At 71.9% G+C, this 19691-nt stretch carries 21 protein-coding genes; 15 read left to right on the top strand and 6 right to left on the bottom strand.

Annotation, left to right across the window (positions count from 1 at the left end; genetic code table 11):
• Positions 1–137: 137 nt before the first annotated feature.
• Genes ACIQ9G_RS14455 through ACIQ9G_RS14445 form a run of 3 tightly spaced genes read left to right on the top strand, consistent with a single transcriptional unit; the run spans position 138 to position 2532 of the window.
• Positions 138–806: a DUF4956 domain-containing protein gene (locus tag ACIQ9G_RS14455; RefSeq protein WP_403608748.1), complete on the top strand. Its 669-nt coding sequence runs from the start codon at positions 138–140 to the stop codon at positions 804–806.
• Positions 803–1678, top strand: coding sequence for a polyphosphate polymerase domain-containing protein (locus ACIQ9G_RS14450; RefSeq protein WP_403608747.1), 876 nt, complete (start codon positions 803–805; stop codon positions 1676–1678). Before ACIQ9G_RS14455 ends, ACIQ9G_RS14450 begins: the two co-directional genes overlap by 4 nt.
• Positions 1675–2532 carry a phosphatase PAP2 family protein gene (locus ACIQ9G_RS14445; RefSeq protein ID WP_403608746.1) on the top strand — a complete coding sequence of 286 codons (858 nt, stop codon included), beginning with the start codon at positions 1675–1677 and terminating at the stop codon, positions 2530–2532. The genes ACIQ9G_RS14450 and ACIQ9G_RS14445 overlap by 4 nt, the downstream gene beginning before the upstream one ends.
• 196 nt (positions 2533–2728) lie before the next feature.
• Here ACIQ9G_RS14445 and ACIQ9G_RS14440 read toward each other — a convergent pair whose 3' ends face one another.
• Entirely contained in the window at positions 2729–3841 is a 1113-nt protein-coding gene (locus tag ACIQ9G_RS14440) for a sensor histidine kinase (protein WP_403608745.1), read from the bottom strand.
• Positions 3838–4542 carry a response regulator gene (locus tag ACIQ9G_RS14435; RefSeq protein ID WP_403608744.1) on the bottom strand — a complete coding sequence of 235 codons (705 nt, stop codon included), beginning with the start codon at positions 4540–4542 and terminating at the stop codon, positions 3838–3840. The genes ACIQ9G_RS14440 and ACIQ9G_RS14435 overlap by 4 nt, the downstream gene beginning before the upstream one ends.
• 196 nt (positions 4543–4738) lie before the next feature.
• Between ACIQ9G_RS14435 and ACIQ9G_RS14430 the strand changes: the two genes are divergently transcribed.
• A complete protein-coding gene (locus ACIQ9G_RS14430; protein ID WP_403608743.1) occupies positions 4739–6115 on the top strand; it encodes a DUF418 domain-containing protein in 1377 nt (458 codons plus the stop codon).
• 9 nt (positions 6116–6124) lie between these two features.
• Here the strand turns inward: ACIQ9G_RS14430 and ACIQ9G_RS14425 are convergent, their stop codons facing one another.
• Positions 6125–6559 carry an arsenate reductase ArsC gene (locus tag ACIQ9G_RS14425; protein WP_403608742.1) on the bottom strand — a complete coding sequence of 145 codons (435 nt, stop codon included), beginning with the start codon at positions 6557–6559 and terminating at the stop codon, positions 6125–6127.
• Positions 6560–6661: 102 nt separating this feature from the next.
• On the opposite strand from ACIQ9G_RS14425, the gene ACIQ9G_RS14420 reads away from it, so the two are divergent.
• Together ACIQ9G_RS14420 and arsB are read left to right on the top strand one after the other, a co-directional pair.
• A complete protein-coding gene (locus tag ACIQ9G_RS14420; RefSeq protein ID WP_392190578.1) occupies positions 6662–6970 on the top strand; it encodes an ArsR/SmtB family transcription factor in 309 nt (102 codons plus the stop codon).
• Positions 6967–8076 (top strand): ACR3 family arsenite efflux transporter, encoded by a 1110-nt coding sequence (gene arsB, locus ACIQ9G_RS14415; RefSeq protein WP_403608741.1) that lies wholly within the window; start codon positions 6967–6969, stop codon positions 8074–8076. The genes ACIQ9G_RS14420 and arsB overlap by 4 nt, the downstream gene beginning before the upstream one ends.
• Before the next feature lie 113 nt (positions 8077–8189).
• Here arsB and ACIQ9G_RS14410 read toward each other — a convergent pair whose 3' ends face one another.
• Entirely contained in the window at positions 8190–8570 is a 381-nt protein-coding gene (locus tag ACIQ9G_RS14410) for an ArsR/SmtB family transcription factor (RefSeq protein WP_403608740.1), read from the bottom strand.
• Between the two features lie 157 nt (positions 8571–8727).
• Here ACIQ9G_RS14410 and ACIQ9G_RS14405 point away from each other — a divergent pair, with 157 nt between their 5' ends.
• Positions 8728–9249: a DinB family protein gene (locus tag ACIQ9G_RS14405; protein ID WP_403608739.1), complete on the top strand. Its 522-nt coding sequence runs from the start codon at positions 8728–8730 to the stop codon at positions 9247–9249.
• 171 nt (positions 9250–9420) lie between these two features.
• A complete protein-coding gene (locus tag ACIQ9G_RS14400; protein ID WP_403608738.1) occupies positions 9421–10776 on the top strand; it encodes an NAD(P)-binding domain-containing protein in 1356 nt (451 codons plus the stop codon).
• 140 nt (positions 10777–10916) lie between these two features.
• Here the strand turns inward: ACIQ9G_RS14400 and ACIQ9G_RS14395 are convergent, their stop codons facing one another.
• On the bottom strand, positions 10917–11861 hold the full coding sequence (locus tag ACIQ9G_RS14395) for an RNA polymerase sigma-70 factor (RefSeq protein WP_403608737.1): 945 nt from the start codon (positions 11859–11861) through the stop codon (positions 10917–10919).
• 209 nt (positions 11862–12070) lie between these two features.
• Between ACIQ9G_RS14395 and ACIQ9G_RS14390 the strand changes: the two genes are divergently transcribed.
• Together ACIQ9G_RS14390 and ACIQ9G_RS14385 are read left to right on the top strand one after the other, a co-directional pair.
• Complete coding sequence (locus ACIQ9G_RS14390; RefSeq protein WP_403608841.1) at positions 12071–12556, top strand: carboxymuconolactone decarboxylase family protein; 486 nt, start codon at positions 12071–12073, stop codon at positions 12554–12556.
• A gap of 257 nt (positions 12557–12813) precedes the next feature.
• Entirely contained in the window at positions 12814–13689 is an 876-nt protein-coding gene (locus ACIQ9G_RS14385) for a hypothetical protein (protein WP_403608736.1), read from the top strand.
• A gap of 47 nt (positions 13690–13736) precedes the next feature.
• Here the strand turns inward: ACIQ9G_RS14385 and ACIQ9G_RS14380 are convergent, their stop codons facing one another.
• Positions 13737–14375 carry a hypothetical protein gene (locus ACIQ9G_RS14380; RefSeq protein WP_403608735.1) on the bottom strand — a complete coding sequence of 213 codons (639 nt, stop codon included), beginning with the start codon at positions 14373–14375 and terminating at the stop codon, positions 13737–13739.
• 333 nt (positions 14376–14708) lie between these two features.
• Here ACIQ9G_RS14380 and hemL point away from each other — a divergent pair, with 333 nt between their 5' ends.
• The 5 genes from hemL (at position 14709) to ACIQ9G_RS14355 (ending at position 19688) form a co-directional block, all read left to right on the top strand.
• Positions 14709–16025: a glutamate-1-semialdehyde 2,1-aminomutase gene (gene hemL, locus ACIQ9G_RS14375; protein ID WP_403608734.1), complete on the top strand. Its 1317-nt coding sequence runs from the start codon at positions 14709–14711 to the stop codon at positions 16023–16025.
• The gene (locus ACIQ9G_RS14370) at positions 16022–16750 is read left to right on the top strand and encodes a histidine phosphatase family protein (RefSeq protein ID WP_403608733.1); all 729 of its coding nucleotides are present in this window, start codon (positions 16022–16024) and stop codon (positions 16748–16750) included. The genes hemL and ACIQ9G_RS14370 overlap by 4 nt, the downstream gene beginning before the upstream one ends.
• 129 nt (positions 16751–16879) lie before the next feature.
• Positions 16880–18208 carry a hypothetical protein gene (locus ACIQ9G_RS14365; protein ID WP_403608732.1) on the top strand — a complete coding sequence of 443 codons (1329 nt, stop codon included), beginning with the start codon at positions 16880–16882 and terminating at the stop codon, positions 18206–18208.
• A gap of 75 nt (positions 18209–18283) precedes the next feature.
• On the top strand, positions 18284–18913 hold the full coding sequence (locus ACIQ9G_RS14360; RefSeq protein WP_403608731.1) for a TlpA family protein disulfide reductase: 630 nt from the start codon (positions 18284–18286) through the stop codon (positions 18911–18913).
• 1 nt (position 18914) lies between these two features.
• A complete protein-coding gene (locus ACIQ9G_RS14355; protein WP_403608730.1) occupies positions 18915–19688 on the top strand; it encodes a cytochrome c biogenesis CcdA family protein in 774 nt (257 codons plus the stop codon).
• Positions 19689–19691 lie beyond the last annotated feature (3 nt).

The following is a 19691-nucleotide window of genomic DNA, read 5'->3' as shown; positions in this document are numbered from 1 at the left end:
GCAGGCCGGGCACCGGGAGCAGGGCCCTCAAGCCTTCATGGTCTGTTCATGCTCCGTCCCTAGCGTTCTTCACGCCGCGGCGCTCCGTGGGCCGGGAGCCGGTCCGCCGTCCGACGCGCCGCCGGGAAGGGACCTTCATGCACACAGCGATACCGGTGCTGCTCTCCGCCAAGGGCATCACCGACCACATCGCCCCCGCCGACCTGATCACCCGCGGCGGCCTCGACGTCATCGCGCTGATGATCCTGGTCGGCGGACTCTACCGGCGTCGCGGCAGCGCGCCCGGAATGCCGCTCGTCCTGGTCGCGCTGAACCTCGGCCTGTTCGCCGCGATGAGCATGATCAGTTCCGGCAAGTTCCCGGCCGGGGTCGGCTTCGGCCTGTTCGGCATACTCTCCCTGGTCCGGCTGCGCAGCGCGGCGTTCACCCTCCGGGACGTCGCCTACACCTTCGTGACCCTGGTCGTCGCCCTGTGCACCGGGCTGCCGCAGCGGCAGCACTGGCTGGCCGTGGCCCTGGTCGCGGCGGTCCTGCTCGCCGTGCTGCTGGTCGACGCCCCGGGGACCGAGACCCGCACCCGCACGGTCAGGCTCACCCTCGACCGCATATATCCCACCCCCGACCTGATCGCCCAGGACGTCGCCCTCCGCTTCGGGCAGGCCCCTCTCTCCGTGGCCGTCGACGAGGTCGACTACGTCCGCGAGACCACCCGGGTCTCCGCCCGCTACCCCGTCACCGAGCAGACCGGGCCGGCGCCGGCGGAACCGGAACTCGCCGCCGCCACGGACGCCGGGATCGCCCCGTGACTCCGGGCACCACCGTCGCCTCCGGCCCCTCCGCCGACCTGGCCTCCGCCCTCCCCGCGGACCTCTCTTCGACTCCCTCCTCCCTCGCCACCACCCTCGGCCTCGAACGGCTCCCCGGTGCCACGCTCGCCGAGGTCGACGCGGCCGCCGCCCTCCAGCACCGCACCGACCGCAAGTACCTCGTCCCGCTCGAGAGCGCCCGCGCCCTCGTCGAGCGCCTCGCGGACAGCCACCGCGTCCTGGACCTGGACGGCCGCCGTACGACGACGTACCTCAGCACCTACTTCGACACCCCGCGGCTGGGCGCCTGGCACGCCCATGTGCAGGGCCGCCGCAGGCGCTGGAAGGTCCGCACCCGCCTGTACGCGGAGGACGGGCTGTGCCGGGTCGAGGTGAAGACCAAGGACGGCCGCGGCGCCACCGTCAAGCACGCGCTGCGCGCCGCCCCGCAGTCCTACGGCCGGCTCGACGCCCCGTCGGCCGAGTTCGTCGACGACGTCCTGCGGCGCGCCGGGATACCCGTCACCACCGCCGACCTGGCCCCGGCCGCCGAGATCCGCTACGTCCGCGTGGCCCTCGCCGACCTGCGTCTCGGCACCCGCGTCACCCTGGACGGCGGTCTCAGCTGCCACCGGGACGCCCGCACGGCCGCGCTCGCCCCGGACGTCGTCCTCGTCGAGACCAAGGGCACCGCCCGGCCCGCCCCCGCCGACCGGCTGCTGCTGGGCCTCGGCGCCCGGCCCGTCTCCCTCAGCAAGTACATCGTGGGTCAGTCCCTGCTCACCCCGGGTCTGCCCGACAACGACGTACGCCGCCTCGCCCGCACCCACTTCCGGCCGGGTTCCCCCATCGAAAGGTCCACCGCCGCATGAAAGCCCTGCGCAGCATCAAGTGGCCGTACGCCCTCATCGCGCTGCTCGCCGTCGCGGCCGCCACCGTCGGCCTGCTGCGGCCGCAGCTGATCCCGGCCGGCTCGACCACCGCGAAGAAGAAGCCCGGCGCGACGGCGCGGATCAAGCTGAACCCGCCCCCCAAGCTGTTCACCGACGCCGAGATCGCCGCCATCGGCAAGCAGGCCGACGCCCAGCGCAAGAAGGCCGACGCCCTCTTCGCCCGGTGGAAGTCCCAGCACGGCACCGTCCGCGACGACAAGGCGTTCGCCGCCTGGGCCGCGGAGCAGGTCCCCGCGCCGCCCGCCGCGAGCACCCGTACCGCCGAACTCCACCAGGTCCAGCAGCTCGCCAGGACCCGCACCGCCGCCGGGAAGAAGGCGGCCACCTGGCTGGAGGCCTACGGCAAGAAGGACATCTGGAAGCTCTACCTCCACGACCAGCGCGAACTGATCCCCGCCCTGCAGGGCACGGCCGAGAAGGCCGAGCTCAAGGCCGCCCTGAAGATGGGCAAGACGATCAGCGACCAGCTCGCCGCCAAGGACAAGCAGCCCGCCCCCTTCGTCCTCGACCCGACGCTGCGCCCCGAGAAGCACATCCAGCCCGGCGCCAAGGGCCCGTACTCCTACCCCTCCCGGCACGCCACCCGCGCCGCCGCCGCGGTCACCTTCCTCAGCGCCCTCTCCCCGCACCGGGTCCCGGAGTACGAGTGGATGCGCGCCGAGGTCCTCTACTCCCGCCTCTACATGGCCGGCCACGTCACCAGCGACCTGACCGCCGGCACCCTGCTCGGCGACCTGATCGGCGACTACGAACTCATGGTCAGCGGCCACTGACCGCCCGCACACCACGGACCGGACACTGACCGCCCGCACACCACGGACCGGCCACTGACCGCCCGCACACCACGGACCGGACACTGACCGCCCGCCCTCCACGGACCGGCGGCCACTGACCGCCCGCGCACCACGCACCGGCGGCCCGGCCCCACCCGGGGCCGGGCCGCCGCGGGGTGCCCGGCCTCCCGGCCGCTCAGCGGCGCGGCTCGTCGGGCAGTTCCAGGTGCAGGGCGTATCCGCCGTCGGGTGTCGGGCCGGAGGTGACGGCCCCGCCGAGGAGTTCGGCGCGCTGGCGCAGGCCGGCGAGACCGTACTGGGCGCTGGGCAGGGCGAGAGCGTGGCGGGTGGGGGCGGTGTTGGTGATGGTGGTGCGGACGGTGCGGCCCCTGTGGTCGATGCGGATGGTGGCCGTGGCACCGGGCGCGTGCTTGCGGACGTTGGTCAGGGCCTCCTGGACGGTGCGGTAGACGGCGCGCTGGATGGTGGGCGGGAGGTCCGCCGGGAGCCCGGTCTCCAGTTTCGCCTCGATACCGCTGGTCTCGACCAGGCGCCGCAGGTCGGCGAGGGAGGGCTGGGGGGTGAGTTCGGTGGGGCGGCTGCCGGAGGCGCGCAGCACGCTGACCATGTGCCGCAGCTCGTCGAGGGTCTGCACGCTGAGCCGGCGGATCGTGGCTGCGGCCTCCCTCGTCTCGGGGTCGCCGCTGCCCACCTGGAGCGCTCCGGCCTGTACGGCGATCAGGCTGACCTGGTGGGAGACCACGTCGTGCATCTCGCGGGCGAGCTGTGCGCGTTCCTTCGCGAGGACGCTCTGGGCGGTCAGCAGTTTCTCGTGCTCGCGGGCCTCGGAGATCTCGGTGAGCCGCAGGGACAGGTCGCGCCGGGCCTGTACGAGCTGGCCCAGGAAGACGGGGGCGGCCGCGGTGGCCAGCGTGTAGCTGAGGTGGAAGAGGTTGCCGCTCTGGGTGAACTCGGTGACCCGCACGGCCGACCACGGCCAGGGCAGGAAGTCACCGGCCGCGAAGACCAGCGCACAGCCGGCCAGCAGCACGCGGTGGCGGCTGAGCGAGGCCAGGGTGTACAGCGCGGCCGTGGTGGCGACCGCCGCGTCGGAGATCATGGCGGTGGGGAGGGTGAGCGCGAAGGTGGTCAGCGGCAGCCGGCGCCGCAGCAGCAGCGCGAAGGCGGCCAGCAGCGACACGGACAGCGCCACCCGGTCCCCGGCGTCGACGTGCACCCACGTGTCCGCCAGCGACACCCCGACGAGAGCGACGTCCACCAGCGGAGCCGGAAGCCTGCGGGCTCTCATCCGGCGCCCTTCCTCTCGACCTCGCCCTCGGCCGCGTTTTCGGCCTCGTCCTGGGGCCGGCCCAGCAGACCCGCACGCTCGGCGATCAGCGCCGCCTGGACCCGGCTGCCGACCCGCAGCTTGCCGAACACCGCGCTGACGTGGCCTTTCACGGTGCCCGTGCTCAGATGCAGCCGGTCGCCGATGTCGTTGTTGGCCAGCCCCTCCGCCATCAGCACGAGCACGGCGCGCTCGCGCTCGGTCAGCCGGTCGGTGAGGCGGACGGCGGAGGGCTCGCGGACGTCGGTGTCGAGGTAGCCGTTCACCACGGTCCGGGCGACCTTGGACGACAGCACGGGCCCGCCCTCGGCCAGCGTGCGCACGAGATGGGGGAGATGCTCGGGGTCGGTGTCCTTGAGCAGGAATCCGGCGGCGCCCGAGCGCAGCGCGGAGGCCACGTACTCGTCGGTGTCGAAGGTGGTGAGCATGGCCACCACCGGGGGCTCCTGCAGACGGCGGAGTTCGGCGAGGACGGTGAGCCCGTCCACGTCCGGCATCCGGATGTCCAGCAGGACGACGTCGGGCCGCAGTTCCCGCACCGTACGGACGGCCCGGCCGCCCGGGACCGCGCCCACGACCTCGATGCCGTCCGCCGCGTTGAGGATGTGGGTGAAGCCCCTGCGGATCAGGGCTTCGTCGTCCACCACCAGGACCCGGATCACGTGCGCTCCACTCGTCGCATGGCCGCCGGTCGATCCGTACCCCCCGGACGCCGGCCGATCGGTGGGCCGTACGCGATTCCCACCGGTTGGCGGGGTGGTCCCAGCCGGTTGGCCGGGGTGACTCCGGCCGGTCGGCGGGGTGCCTTCGGAAACCCGCCCCGGTGGCCGGGGGCGGTCCGCCGGTCATATCTCGGACATGACGCCTAACGCACCGTCGCCCGCGCCGACGCACGAGCCGCTGAACGCACCGTCGCCCGCGCCGCTGAGCAAGCCGGTGGACAAGCCGCTGAGCAAGCCGCTGAGCAAGCCGGTGGGCAAGCCGGTGGACAAGCCGCCCGACACTGGAAGCGGGCGCCCGGGGAACCGCTCCTCCACCGCCTCCGCCCCGCCGTCCACGTCCACCGGGCGGCTCGTCGGCATCGACCTGGCCCGCGGGCTCGCCGTCTTCGGCATGTACGCGGCACACGTCGGCCCCGATGTGACGGTCGGCGGCCCGGTGGGCTTCCTGCTGGAGACGGCCCGCGGCCGCTCCTCCGCGCTCTTCGCCGTGCTCGCCGGCTTCTCGCTGGTCATCATCACCGGCCGGCCGCAGCCGCGCACCGGGCGCTCCGGCCGCCAGGCCGTGGCGAGGGTCGTGATCCGGGCCGCCGTCCTGATGGTGCTCGGCTACGCCCTGACGGCCCTGGGCACCGACGTGGCCGTGATCCTCAGCTTCTACGCGCTGCTCTTCCTGGCCGTGCTCCCGCTGTACCGGCTGCGCGCACGGACGCTCGCGCTGATCGCTGCCGGGGGTGCGCTGGTCATGCCCCTGTCGCTCTACGCGATCCGAGGGGCGATCGAGGCAGGGGGCTGGGCGGACGCCGTCACCGCCTGGGACCCGCTGGCCCGGATCAGCGGCACGGACGGCGTCCTGGAACTCCTCTTCACCGGGGAGTATCCGGTGCTCACGTGGATGCCGTTCCTGGTCGCGGGGATGGCGGTGGCCCGGCTCGACCTCACGCGGGCGGGCGTACGATCCCGGCTGGCCCTCGCGGGCGGGACGCTCGCCACGCTCGGCTACGGGGGTTCCTGGCTGGCCCTGCGCCTGGTGCCGCACGCCCTGTCCACCGTCGCGGCCGCCACGGGCGCCGGCTCGGCGTCGTCCGCCTGGTGGTCCGACACCGTGGGCGAACCCGAGAACCACACCCCGCTCGCCTGGCTGCTGGTGGCGGCGCCGCACAGCCAGACGACCTTCTCCCTCCTCGGCAACACGGGCGTCGCTCTCCTCGTGATGGCGGCGTGCCTGACCGTGGCCGACCGGATGCCGCGTCTCACGGCCCTGGCCGGACCCGTCACGGCGGTCGGCACGATGGCCCTGACGACGTACGTCCTGCACATCGTCGCCCTCTGGTTCTTCGCCCACGTCTGGCACGTACCGGCGGTCGAGGGCGACACCATGTCGGCGCTGCCGGTCCTGCTCGCCTTCATCGCGTCGGCGACGCTCCTGGCGACCGCCTGGACCCGCCGATTCCGCCGCGGTCCCCTGGAACACCTGCTCCACATCGCCACCGGGCCCGCGCGGCACGTCAGATAGAGCGGCACGTCAGAGGGAGCGGGTCGTGTCCTGCCGCCCGGCGTCGATCTCGGCGATCAGGGCCTCGACCCGCTTCCGGATCTCGTCGCGGATGGGGCGCACGGACTCCACGCCCTTGCCGGCCGGGTCCTCCAGGGCCCAGTCGAGGTACTTCTTGCCCGGGAAGAGGGGGCAGGCGTCGCCGCAGCCCATGGTGATGACGTAGTCGGACGCCTGGACGGCCTCGGTGGTGAGGATCTTCGGCCTGGCCGCGGAGATGTCGACGCCGGCCTCGCGCATCGCCTCGACCGCGGCCGGGTTGACCTGGTCGCCGGGGACGGAACCGGCGGAGCGGACCTCGATCCGGTCGCCCGCGAGGTGGGAGAGGAATCCGGCGGCCATCTGCGAACGCCCGGCGTTGTGGACGCAGACGAACAGCACGGAGGCGAGCGGGCGGGAGGCCATGGTTTCTTCCTTCGGGTCGGGGAAGTGGGCGACATGCAGGTGCGGGCCCCAAGGATCAGCCCAGACTGGTATCAGTCTGGGCTGATGTGACAGTATCAGCCCATGCTGACGTCAGTCGACACTGATCTGATCCGGGTGCTGGCCGACCCGCTCAGGCTCCGGATCGTCACCCTGCTCGCCGAGGAGACGCTCTGCACCACGCATCTGGTCGAGGAGACCGGTGCGAAGCAGACGAACCTCTCCAACCATCTGAAGGTGTTGCGTGAGGCGGGCGTCGTCGACACGGAGCCATGCGGCCGGTACACGTACTACCGGCTGCGCCCGGACGTGATCGCCCAGCTCGCCGGCCGGTTCGCGGAATTGGCCGACTCCGCCCGGAACGCCGCCGACAACAAGAGGGCCTGCCCGTGACCCGCACCGAAGCACCCGCGACGGCCGAAGAGGCGTCGATCGTCGCGAAGCTGTCGACGCTCGACCGCTTCCTCGCCGTCTGGATCATGCTCGCCATGGCCGTCGGCCTCGGACTCGGCCGGCTCGTCCCCGGCCTGAACGACGCCCTGGCCGAGGTCGAGATCGGCGGCATCTCCCTGCCGATCGCCATCGGCCTGCTGGTTATGATGTACCCGGTCCTGGCCAAGGTCCGCTACGACCGGCTCGACGCGGTCACCGGCGACAGGAGGCTCATGGTCTCCTCGCTGGTCGTGAACTGGCTCGTCGGCCCGGCCGTCATGTTCGCGCTGGCGTGGACCTTCCTGCCGGACCTGCCGGAGTACCGCACCGGCCTGATCATCGTCGGCCTCGCCCGCTGCATCGCCATGGTCGTCATCTGGAACGACCTGGCGTGCGGCGACCGCGAGGCCGCCGCCGTCCTGGTCGCCCTGAACTCGGTCTTCCAGGTCCTCGCGTTCGGCCTGCTCGGCTGGTTCTACCTCGACCTGCTGCCCGGCCGGCTCGGCCTGGGCGGGGGCGAGCACCTGGACATCTCCATGGTGAAGATCGCCCTGAACGTCGTCATCTTCCTCGGCGTCCCCCTGCTCGCCGGGTTCCTCACCCGCCGCGTCGGCGAGAAGAAGCTCGGCCGCGAGAGGTACGAGACGAGGTTCCTGCCGAAGATCGGCCCCTGGGCGCTGTACGGCCTGCTGTTCACGATCGTCGTCCTGTTCGCCCTCCAGGGGAGGACGATCACGTCCCGGCCGCTGGACGTGGCCCGCATCGCCCTTCCACTGCTGGCCTACTTCGCGGTGATGTGGTTCGGCGTCTTCGCCCTCGGCAAGGCGATCGGCCTGGGCTACGACCGGACCGTGACGCTCGCCTTCACCGCCGCCGGGAACAACTTCGAGCTGGCCATCGCGGTCGCCATCGCCACCTTCGGCGTCACCTCCGGCCAGGCGCTGTCCGGTGTGGTCGGCCCGCTGATCGAGGTTCCGGTCCTGGTCGCGCTGGTGTACGTCTCCCTGGCCTGGCGGCGGAAGTTCAGCGCCGCGCGGCAGCTCACGCCCGCACCACAGGAGAGCTGAAGCACCGCCCGGACCGCTGCGGGACCGGGGCGCAGACCGCCGGGCCGGGGTCTGCGCCCGGTCGCACGGCACGAGGAGCGTTCAGGGGACCACCGCTCCGGCGTCCCCGGCGCTCACCGGGCCGCGGTCGCCGGGGCGGCCAGCAGACTGCCCATGGTGGCGAGCACGGACGGCTCGACGCGGTAGTAGACCCAGGTGCCGCGCCGCTCGGAGGTGAGCAGCCCGGCCTCCTTGAGCTTCTTCAGGTGATGGGACACCGTCGGCTGGGAGACCCCGACGTCGGAGATGTCGCACACGCACGCCTCGCCGCCCTCGTGCGAGGCCACCGCGGAGAACAGCCGCAGCCGCACCGGATCGCCGAGCGCCTTGAACATGCGCGCGGCCCGTTCCGCCTCCTCCGCGCTGAACGGACGCTCGGTGAGCGGCGGGCAGCACGCCACCGCGGCCTGGCCGGCGGCAGGGGCCGGCAGCGGGAGCACCTCAGCATTCGACATGCGTCTATGTTGACACGCGTCGAACCAGAATGCCGAGGGTGTCGGAGGGCCTCGGAGCCGGGCCCGCCGAGAATTGCCGTGCCGGCCGGGTGCCGAGGGATGCGGCGAGCCTCATCATGGGGCGGCAACCCCACCTACTCCCACCGGGGCGGGACCCATGGACAGGGAAGTCATTCACGAGGAGATGCGGCGGGCCGGTGCGACGTTCCACCAGCTTCTGGACTCGGCCACGGCCGAGGACATGCGCCGCCGGAGTGACGGAACCCGCTGGGACAACGAACAGCTGCTCTATCACATGCTGTTCGGCTACATGGTCGTACGGGCGCTGCTCCCCATGGTGCGCCTCTTCGGCCGCCTTCCGCCGGGCGCGAGCCGGGCGTGGGCGCGTCTGCTGGACGCCGCGACCCGGCCGTTCGACGCCGTCAACCATCTCGGTTCCGTGGCCGGCGCCCGGGTCTACGGCCGGCGGCGCATGGGGGCCAAGTTCGATCGCACGCTCGCGGTCCTCCATCGCCGTCTGGAGGCCGAGCCGGACGCGGTCCTGGCGCGCACGATGGCCTTTCCGACCCGGTGGGATCCGTTCTTCAAGGACGTGATGACCCTCGAAGAGGTCTACCGGTACCCGACCCGGCACTTCGACTTCCACCGTGCCCAGCTCACCCTCGGCGGGCGGTCATGACCTGAGCCCCCGCCGCCTGGGTCCCGGTGGCCGTGCCGGCGACTCCGCGGTGCGGGCGGAGGCCGTCGCGAGCTTCCTGATTCGGCAAATGTCTATGTTGACGCATGTCGAATCAGCTGCCATGCTGGCCGCGCAAGCCATCGACGAACGTCGAAGCAAAGGGGAAGCCTCGTGAACGCGCCCACCAACGGCCAGTTGCCCGTCGTCGTCATCGGCGCCGGCCCCGTCGGGCTGGCCGCCGCCGCCCGCCTCGTCGAGCGCGGTCTTGAACCGCTGGTCCTCGAGGCCGGCCCCTCCGCCGGCACCGCGGTACGCGACTGGGCGCACGTGCGGCTGTTCTCGGCGTGGGCCGAGGTCACCGACCCGGCCGCCGAGAAGCTCCTCGCGCCCACCGGCTGGACCCGTCCCGACGGCGCCGCCTACCCCACCGGCGGCGACTGGGCCGAGCGGTACCTTCAGCCGCTCGCGGACGTCCTCGGCGACAAGGTCCGCTACGGCGCCGCGGTGACCGGCGTCGCCCGCGCGGGCCGCGACCGCATCGTCGACGCCGACCGCGACGAGCAGCCCTTCACCGTGCACCTCCGGTCGGCCGACGGCCGCGAGGAGCGGATCGGCGCCCGCGCCGTCATCGACGCCTCCGGCACCTGGGGCGCCCCCGGCCCGATGGGCGCCGACGGCCTGCCCGCCCTCGGCGAGAAGGCCGCCTCCGACCGCGTCACCTATCACGTCCCGGACCTGAGGGACCCGGCCGCCCGCGCCCGGTACGCGGGCAGGCGCACCGCGGTCGTCGGCTCCGGCGCCTCCGCCTTCACCGCGCTCGCCCAACTCGCCGGCCTCGCCCAGGAACAGCCGGGCACGCACACGACGTGGATCCTGCGCCGCGGCATCGGCGCGAACACCTTCGGCGGTGGTGAGGCCGACCAGCTCCCGGCCCGCGGCGCCCTGGGCCTGCGTGCCAAGGCCGCCGTCGAGGCCGGCCACGCGAGCGCGGTCACCGGCTTCCGTACGCAGGCGGTGGAACGCGACGGCGACCGGCTCGTCCTCGTCGCCGAGGACGGCCGCCGCCTGGACCCGGTCGACGAGGTCGTCGTGCTCACCGGCTTCCGCCCGGACCTGTCCTTCCTCTCCGAGGTCCGCCTCGGCCTCGACGAGCGTCTCCAGGCCCCGACCGCGCTGGCCCCGCTCATCGACCCCAATGTCCACTCCTGCGGCACGGTCTACCCGCACGGCGTGAACGAGCTCTCCCACCCGGAGAAGGACATCTACCTGGTCGGCATGAAGTCCTACGGCCGTGCTCCCAGGTTCCTGGCGATGACCGGCTACGAGCAGGTCCGCTCCGTCACGGCCGCGATCGCCGGTGACCGCGAGGCCGCCGAGCGCGTCGAGCTGACCCTGCCCGAGACCGGCGTGTGCGGCGGCGCGGGCCTCTACGACGACCCCGACGCCGCCCAGAGCACCGACGGCGGCGGTTGCTGCGCGGCCCCGGTCACCCTCCGGATCGGCGCCCCGCCCGCCGGCGGCTGCTGACCCGGGCGGCCGCCGACGACTCGGCGGCCGCGCCGCCCTCTTCCTCACCCTCTTGGCGCTCTCGTCCGCCGCGGCCGTACTGGCGTACTGGCGGCGGGACCGGGAGGCGCGGGTGGGCGGGCCGGGCAGGGCGAGCGGGCTCAGCGGCGCAGGGTGGTCTCCCGCCCCATGTGCGCCAGCTTCTCGGGGTTGCGTACCGCGTAGAGCCCGCTGACGAGGCCGTCGTCGATGCGCACCGCCACGACCGTGTCGACCGCGCCGTCGATCCGGAGCACCAGCGCCGGGCAGGCGTTGACCTGGGCCGGCCGCAGCGACGCCGCGGTGATCCGGCCCAGCCCGGCGGCCAGCAGGCGGCCCACCTTGTCGGCCCCCACCACGGGCCGCAGGACGGCCTGCCGGACTCCGCCGCCGTCACCGAGGAGGACGACGTCCGGGGCGAGGATGTCGAGGAAGCCCTGCAGATCGCCCGTCTCGACGGCCTGCTGGAACGCGTGCAGCGCGTCCCGGGTCTCGGCCGGGGAGGCGACCCCGCGCGGCCGGCGCGCCGCGACGTGGGCCCGGGCCCGGTGCGCGATCTGGCGGACCGCGGCCGGGCTCTTGCCGACGGCTTCGGCGATCTCGTCGTACTCCACGTCGAACACCTCGCGCAGCACGAACACCGCCCGCTCGGTGGGCGTGAGCGTCTCCAGCACCAGCAGCATGGCCATCGAGACGCTGTCGGCCAGTTCGACGTCCTCGGCCACGTCCGGGGAGGTCAGCAAGGGCTCGGGCAGCCAGGTGCCCACGTAGGACTCCTTGCGGCGGCCGAGCGTGCGCAGCCGGGTCAGCGCCTGGCGCGTGGTGATCCGGACCAGGTACGCGCGCTCGTTCCGCACCGTGCCGAGATCGACACCCGCCCAGCGCAGCCAGGTCTCCTGCAGGACGTCCTCCGCGTCTGCGGCCGAGCCGAGCATCTCGTAGGCGACGGTGAACAGCAGGTTGCGGTGGGCGACGAACGCCTCGGTGGCGGGGTCCGTGCGTCCGCCGGCGGCGAGCCGCCCGGCCGTGCCCTCCGTGTCCTGCGCGCCCTTGCCGTGCTCGCTCATCACCGCTGCTCCCGCCTGTCCGCTCCCGACGTCACCACGCGCACAAGACGCCTGTCACCGCGGTCTTGTGACACCCGTGCGCGGTGGCGCACGTCACACGGCACGTCCTGTCACGCGGAGCGGGCGGCCGGCATCTCGTGGTCGTCCGGTGCGACACCACGAGTTGCGACACCACGAGTTGCGACATCACGAGTGAGGACGACGAGGTCATGGAAACCCGCTTCAACCTGTTCGACAACGAGATCGCCGCCAAGTTCGCCAAGAGGTTCGCCAACACCGGCCTGGTGATCGACCAGTCGCCGCTGCCGAAGTCCACGCGGGAGCTGGTGTCGCTGCGCGCCAGCCAGATCAACGGCTGCGGCTGGTGCATCGACATGCACACGAAGGAGGCCGCGGCCGCCGGTGAGAGCGCGGTCCGGCTCCACCTGGTCGCCGCCTGGCGCGAGTCCACCGTGTTCACCGAGGCCGAGCGGGCCGCGCTGGCGCTCGCCGAGGAGGGCACCCGGCTCGCCGACGCCCACCAGGGCGTGTCCGACGAGACCTGGGCCCAGGTGCGCAAGCACTACGGCGACGACGAGATCGCCGGGCTGGTCTGCCTGGTCGCCCTGATCAACGCGGCGAACCGGCTCGCCGTGATCGTGCACCAGCGGGGCGGCTCCTACGAGCCCGGCATGTTCGCCGCCGCGTTCGACTGACCGGCGGATCGTCCGAACCAAGCCGGTCCGGCCCGCGATCATCCGATCCGGGCCGGGCCGTTCCTGAGGCAGGACCGATGTCCGCCTGCCGCCCGACACGCGGCCTGACCTGCCACACGGCGCGCGTTCAGGATGAGTTCGGGCCCTTTGTGTCACGGTCGGAGATCACGGCCGCTCGGCGGCCGGCTCATCTCACAGGGCGCTCGTCCCGCTTCCTGGGGCGAGCGCCCTGTCGTCGACCGGACAGGAGAGCCGAATTGGAGAGACCGGAGGTCCTCACCGACCTCGACGTGGCGAGCACGTCGCGTACGGCCAGGTCGGTGATGAAGAAGCTGCCCGAGGTCACTCTGGCGTTCTGGATCATGAAGATCGCCGCGACCACCCTGGGCGAGACGGCGGGCGACCTCTTCGCGCAGACCCTGGGGCTGGGCTACTTCCTCACGACGATCGCGCTGTTCCTGATCTTCGTGGTGACGCTGGTGGTACAGCTGCGGTCCAGCCGCTACAACCCGTTCTTCTACTGGACCGTGATCCTGTCGACCAGCATGGCCGGGACCACGATGTCCGACTTCATGAACCGCGACGCCAGCGCGGAGTACCTCTCGAACGGCGCGACCAAGCTGGGCTGGGGTCCGCAGGGCCTCGGCCTGGGCTATCCCGCCGGGGCGGCCATCCTGATCTCGATCCTCCTGGCGATCTTCCTCGCCTGGAAGCTGAGCGGGATGACGTTCCAGATCCGCGACATCGTCACCTTCAGGGGTGAGGCCCTGTTCTGGTCGGCGATCCTCGTGTCGAACACCCTCGGCACCTCCATGGGCGACTTCCTCTCCGACAGCTCCGGCCTCGGCTACGCCGGTGGTGCGCTGCTCGTGACCGGGTTGCTCGCCGTGCTCGTGGCGCTCATGAAGGTGCCCGTGGTGCCGAACGTCCTGCTGTTCTGGATCGCCTTCGTCCTCACCCGTCCGCTGGGCGCCACAGCGGGCGACTTCCTCACGAAGCCGGTCGCCAAGGGCGGCCTGGATCTGGGCACCGCGGGGTCGTCCGCCGTCCTCCTCGCCGTCCTGTTCGCGCTGATGACGTACGCCCAGGTTCGGGAGCGCCGATCCGCCCGGCTGGAGAAGGAGGAGCACTGAAAAGGGCGAGGCCCGAAGGCCCCGCCCGCAACCACCGAAACCCCGGCTCAGGGCCACACCAGGCAGTACGGCTGATGCCCCGCCTCGTGCAGCCGGTGGCTGAAGTCCTGCCACTCGTGCAGCAGCTGGTACACGTTGAAGGCGTCCCGGGGGCCGCCGCGGTCCGGGACCGTGGACCAGATGAAGGCGGCGGCGCCGACCGCTTCCTCGCCGATGTCGCGCAGGGGGTCGACGACGGTCATGGGGAGCTTCACGACCGCGTAGTCGGGGTGCAGGACCACCAGCTCCAGGGGCGGCACCTTGTGCAGCGGGACCCCTTCGATGCCGGTCAGCACCATCGCGGCCATCGTCTCCGGCTTGATCTTGGTGAACATGCCGTTCATGCCGAGCTCGTCGCCGCCGAGTTCCTCGGGGCGCATCGAGATCGGGACGCGGGCCGCGGTCGCGCCGTCGGGCGCGCCGAAGTACTTGTACGTCACCCCCACCCGACCACCATTCCTGCTCCCGGCCCGGAGCCGGTCGATCCCGCGCTCCACGCGCCGGTCCGTCCGCTCGGGCTCACTCGGTACACCGTGCGCCTGCCGCGCTTCGGTGGCTTCCTCCACCTCGCGTCGGTGCCTTCCCCGCCGGGCACGTCGAGGACCCAGGCCGTCAGTCCCCTCGCCCAGTCCGCCACCGCGATGCATATCTCCACCCGAGTGCTTTTCTAGGACGCGTGGCCCCCGCCGCGCAACCCGATCATCGTGTCAGTGACCTCCCCCACGCCCGCCCGCCGAAACGTGCGGTGAAACATCAGTCCCCGGGGATCTTCGCGGCCCTCGACATGTGCTTTCGCCATGTTCATACGTACGCGAAGACCAGTTTCGCAGATGGGCGGCGAGGAAAACCGCGGGTTGCCTGTGTGTCCGGTGCGGAGATCGGGCCGGCCCCCTCACCGCCCCCGGCCCGTCCGGCCCGCTGGCCTACCCTGAGGAGGTCACTTCCCACCGGATTCCGAGAAGTCGGAGAAGTCGCAGGTCATGAGCGAACTGCCATATCCATACGAAGCCCCCGTCTCGCAGGCGCTGTTCGACCGTGCGGCGGCCGTCACGCCCGGCGGCGTGAACTCGCCGGTGCGTGCCTTCCGCGCCGTGGGCGGCACGCCCCGGTTCATGGTGTCCGGCAGCGGCGCGTACCTGACCGACGCCGACGGGCGGGAGTACGTCGACCTGGTGTGCTCCTGGGGGCCCATGATCCTCGGGCACGCGCGCCCCGAGGTGATCGCCGCCGTGCAGGAGGCGGTCGCGCACGGCACGTCCTTCGGCACGCCCGGTGAGGGCGAGGTCGCGCTCGCCGAGGAGATGGTCGGCCGGGTCGCGCCCCTGGAGCAGGTCCGGCTCGTCTCCAGCGGCACCGAGGCCACCATGTCGGCGATCCGGCTGGCCCGCGGCTTCACGGGCCGCACCAAGGTGATCAAGTTCGCCGGCTGCTACCACGGGCACGTCGACGCGCTGCTCGCCGCCGCCGGCTCCGGCCTGGCCACCTTCGCGCTGCCCGACACCCCGGGCGTCACCGGCGCCCAGGCCGGCGACACGATCGTCCTGCCGTACAACGACCTCGACGCGGTGCACGCCGCCTTCGCCGCGCACCCCGGCGAGATCGCCTGCGTGATCACCGAGGCCTCGCCCGGCAACATGGGCGTGGTGCCGCCGCTGCCCGGCTTCAACCAGGGGCTCAAGGACGCCTGCGCGCACCACGGCGCCCTCTACATCTCCGACGAGGTGATGACCGGCTTCCGCACCAGCCGCGCCGGCTGGTACGGCGTCGACGGAGTCCGGCCCGACCTGATGACCTTCGGCAAGGTGATGGGCGGCGGCTTCCCGGCCGCGGCCTTCGGCGGCCGCGCCGACGTCATGGCGCACCTCGCCCCGGCCGGCCCCGTCTACCAGGCCGGCACCCTGTCCGGGAACCCGGTGGCCACGGCCGCCGGACTCGCGCAGCTGCGTCTGCTGGACGACGCCGCCTACACCAGGATCGACGACGTCTCGCGGCAGATCCAGGCGCTCGTCTCCGAGGCGCTGAGCAAGGAAGGCGTCGCGCACACCCTGCAGAACGCCTCCAACATGTTCTCGGTGTTCTTCACCGACCGTCCGGTCCGCTCCTACGAGGACGCCAAGGCGCAGGAGTCGTACCGCTTCACCGCGTTCTTCCACGCGATGCTGGCGAACGGCGTGTACCTGCCGCCGTCCTCCTTCGAGTCCTGGTTCGTCTCCACGGCGCACGACGACCGGGCTCTCCAGCGGATCGCCGACGCCCTTCCGGCGGCGGCCCGGGCGGCGGCGGAGGCCACGGCATGAGCGAGACGCAGGACATGAGCGAGACCCGGGGCACGAGCGGGACGAAGGGCGACACGGACATCACCGTCGTGCACCTCATGCGGCACGGCGAGGTCGAGAACCCGGACGGCATCCTCTACGGACGGCTGCCGGGCTACCACCTCTCGGAGCTGGGCCGGCAGATGGCCGAACGGGTCGCCGAGCACCTCGCCTCCCGCGACGTCACCCATGTCGTCGCCTCCCCGCTGGAGCGGGCGCAGGAGACGGCGGCGCCGATCGCCAAGGCGCACGGGCTGGACCTGGCGACCGACGAGCGGCTGATCGAGGCCGAGAACGTCTTCCAGGGCAAGACCTTCGGCGTCGGCGACGGAGCGCTGCGCAAGCCGGGCAACTGGAAGCACCTGGTCAACCCGCTCAAGCCGTCGTGGGGCGAGCCCTACGTCGACCAGGTGGTGCGCATGATGGGCGCGCTGGACGCGGCCCGCGACCAGGCGCGCGGCCACGAAGCGGTGCTGGTCAGCCACCAGTTGCCGATCTGGATCGTCCGCTCCTACGTCGAGCGGCGGCGGCTGTGGCACGACCCGCGCAGGCGGCAGTGCACGCTCGCGTCGCTGACGACGTTCACGTACCGGGGCGACCGGATCGTCTCCGTCGGCTACACCGAGCCGGCCCGCGATCTGGTGCCGGCTCATCTCCTCGCGGGCGCCAAGCCGGTGAAGGGTCAGGGCAAGGCGTTCGGCGCCTGACGGTTTCCTTACCGCCTGACAGTTTTCTTACATTTATTACAAAATATGTAATGAAGTGAGGAACCCCCCGGTTCGTCGCTGCCTCTCAGTGGGTGACCACCAGAGGACGTGACGGATCGGGGATCTTTCATGCGCACCTTCAGCCGGAGGGGAATGCTCGGCCTCGGCGCGGGCACCGCGGCCGCCGTCGGGCTCGCGGGCTGCGGCACCCTCAAGTCTTCGGACGGCACGGACCACGCCGGCGGTTCCGGAGGCGGGCGTTCACGCGGTACGGAGCATCCAGCCCGTCCCCTCGGTGACGGCTCGACCTCGTTCACCGGCAAGCAGCCGTACCAGCCCGCGCGGCCGGTGCCCCTGGAGCCGGGCCAGACCCCGCCCCAGTTCGTCATCTTCTCCTGGGACGGGGCCGGCGAGGTCGGCAACGGCCTGTTCCCGCGCTTCCTGGACCTCGCCAAGGAGCACGGCGCCCACATGACCTTCTTCCTCTCCGGGCTGTACCTGCTGCCGGAGTCGAAGAAGCGTCTCTACGACCCGCCGAACAACCCGCGCGGCGCCTCCGACATCGGCTACCTGAGCGACGAGCACATCAAGTCGACGCTGGCGAACGTCCGCCGCGCCTGGCTCGAGGGCCACGAGATCGGCACCCACTTCAACGGCCACTTCTGCTCCGGCCGCGGCACGGTGGGCAACTGGACGCCGCAGCAGTGGCGCAGCGAGATCGAGCAGGCCAAGTCCTTCGTGAAGCAGTGGAGGACCCACACCGGCTGGCACGACCTGCCGTCCCTCCCCTTCGACTACGACAAGGAACTCGTCGGCGGCCGCACCCCCTGCCTGCTCGGCCAGAACAACCTGCTGCCCACCGCCCGCGAGCTCGGCTGGCGCTACGACGCCTCCTCGCCCGGCGGCCGGCAGATGTGGCCGGAGAAGAAAAGCGGCATATGGGACCTGCCGTTGCAGCAGATACCTTTTCCCGGACGCCGGTTCGAGGTCCTCTCCATGGACTACAACATGCTCGCCAACCAGTCCGTGAACTCCACCAAGGCCCCGGCCTACAACTACCCGGGATGGCGGCAGCAGTCCGCCCAGGCCTACATCCAGGGCTTCCGGCGGGCGTACGAGTCGAACCGGGCGCCCTTCTTCATAGGCAACCACTTCGAGCATTGGAACGGCGGCATCTACATGGACGCCGTCGAGGAGGCCTTCAAGCACATCGCGCGGGAGAAGGAGAAGGGTGCGGACGTGCGCATGGTCTCCTTCCGGCAGTTCGTCGACTGGATGGACGTCCAGAAGCCGGAGGTGCTGGCCAAGCTGCGCACCCTGGAGGTCGGGCAGCGGCCGGCGGGTGGCTGGAAGGGCTTCCTCGGGGACGTCGGCACCACCTCCGGCGCCTCGTCCGCCACCACCGGCACGCAGCGCGCGAAGGCCACGTCGAACGGCACTCCGAAAGGCACCACGTAAGACGCTTGACGTGCGGGTTCCCCGCCGCCAGGGGGGTGGGCAAGATCCCCGGAACGGACATGCGAAACTTTTCACATGAGTGCCGCCAGCCGCGCCCCCCTGCGCTCGAAACGGTCGAACCGCACCCGCCGCGCCGCCCTGACCGCCACGGGTGCCGCCGTCGCCGCACTGGTGCTGTCCGCGTGCGCCTCCGGAGGCACCTCCGGAGGCGGGAACAGCACCAACTTCGTCATGGGCAAGGACGGCATCGCCACCGTCGACCGGGGCAAGCGCACCGCCGCCCCCGACCTGTCCGGCAAGACCGTCGACGGGCAGCGGCTCGACGTCGCCTCCTTCAAGGGCAAGGTCGTCGTCCTCAACGTCTGGGGCTCCTGGTGCCCGCCGTGCCGCGCCGAGGCCCCCGGTTTCGAGAAGGTCTTCCAGAGCCTCAAGGGCCGGGGCGTGCAGTTCGTCGGCATCAACACCCGTGACACCAGCACCGCCCCCGCCGTCGCCTTCGAGAAGCAGCAGGGCGTCACCTACCCCAGCCTGTACGACCCCACGGGCCGGCTGATGCTCCGCTTCAAGAAGGGCACGCTCAACCCGCAGACCATCCCCTCCACGCTCGTACTGGACCGGCAGGGCAAGGTCGCCGCCCGCTCACTGTCCCCGCTGAGCGAGGAGAAGCTGCGCACCATGATCGACCCGGTCCTCGCGGAGAAGTGACGTGACCGGAGTGACCCTGCTCGCCGCGGTTCCCGGCCAGAACGCGACGGTTCTCAACGGAGCCCTGCTGCTCGCCCTCCCGGTGGCCGTGCTCGGCGGCCTCGTCTCCTTCTTCTCCCCGTGCGTCCTGCCGCTGGTGCCGGGATACCTCTCCTATGTGACCGGAGTCACCGGCACCGACCTGGCGGAGGCCCGGCGCGGCCGGATGGCCACCGGCGCCGCCCTCTTCGTCCTCGGCTTCACCGTCGTCTTCGTCTCCGGCGGAGCGCTCTTCGGCTACTTCGGGCAGACCCTCCAGGAGCACCGGGACACCCTGTCCGCCGTGCTCGGCGTACTCATGATCCTGCTCGGCGTGTTCTTCATGGGCCTGATGCCGTGGCTGACCCAACGCGAGTTCCGCTTCCACACCCGGCCCACCGCCGGGCTGGTCGGCGCGCCGCTGCTCGGCGCGCTGTTCGGGATCGGCTGGACCCCGTGCATCGGCCCGACCCTCGGCTCCGTGCTGGCCCTGTCCTCCCAGCAGTCGAGCGCGACCCGCGGGGCCCTGCTCACCGTGGCGTACTGCGTCGGCCTCGGCCTGCCGTTCGTCCTCGCCGCGATCGCCTTCCGCAAGGCACTCGGCGCCTTCGGCTGGGTCAAGCGCCACTATGTCTGGGTGATGCGCATCGGCGGCACGATGATGATCGTGACCGGTGTGCTGCTGCTGACCGGTGCCTGGGACCGCCTGGTGCAGGAGATGCAGACCTGGTCCGACGGCTTCACTGTGGGGATCTGATCG

The sequence above is a fragment of the Streptomyces sp. NPDC096152 genome, assembly GCF_044763235.1.
Taxonomy (GTDB): Bacteria; Actinomycetota; Actinomycetes; order Streptomycetales; family Streptomycetaceae; genus Streptomyces.
Note: the sequence above shows the minus strand (reverse complement) of the source record. Positions and strands in the feature narration are given on the sequence as shown.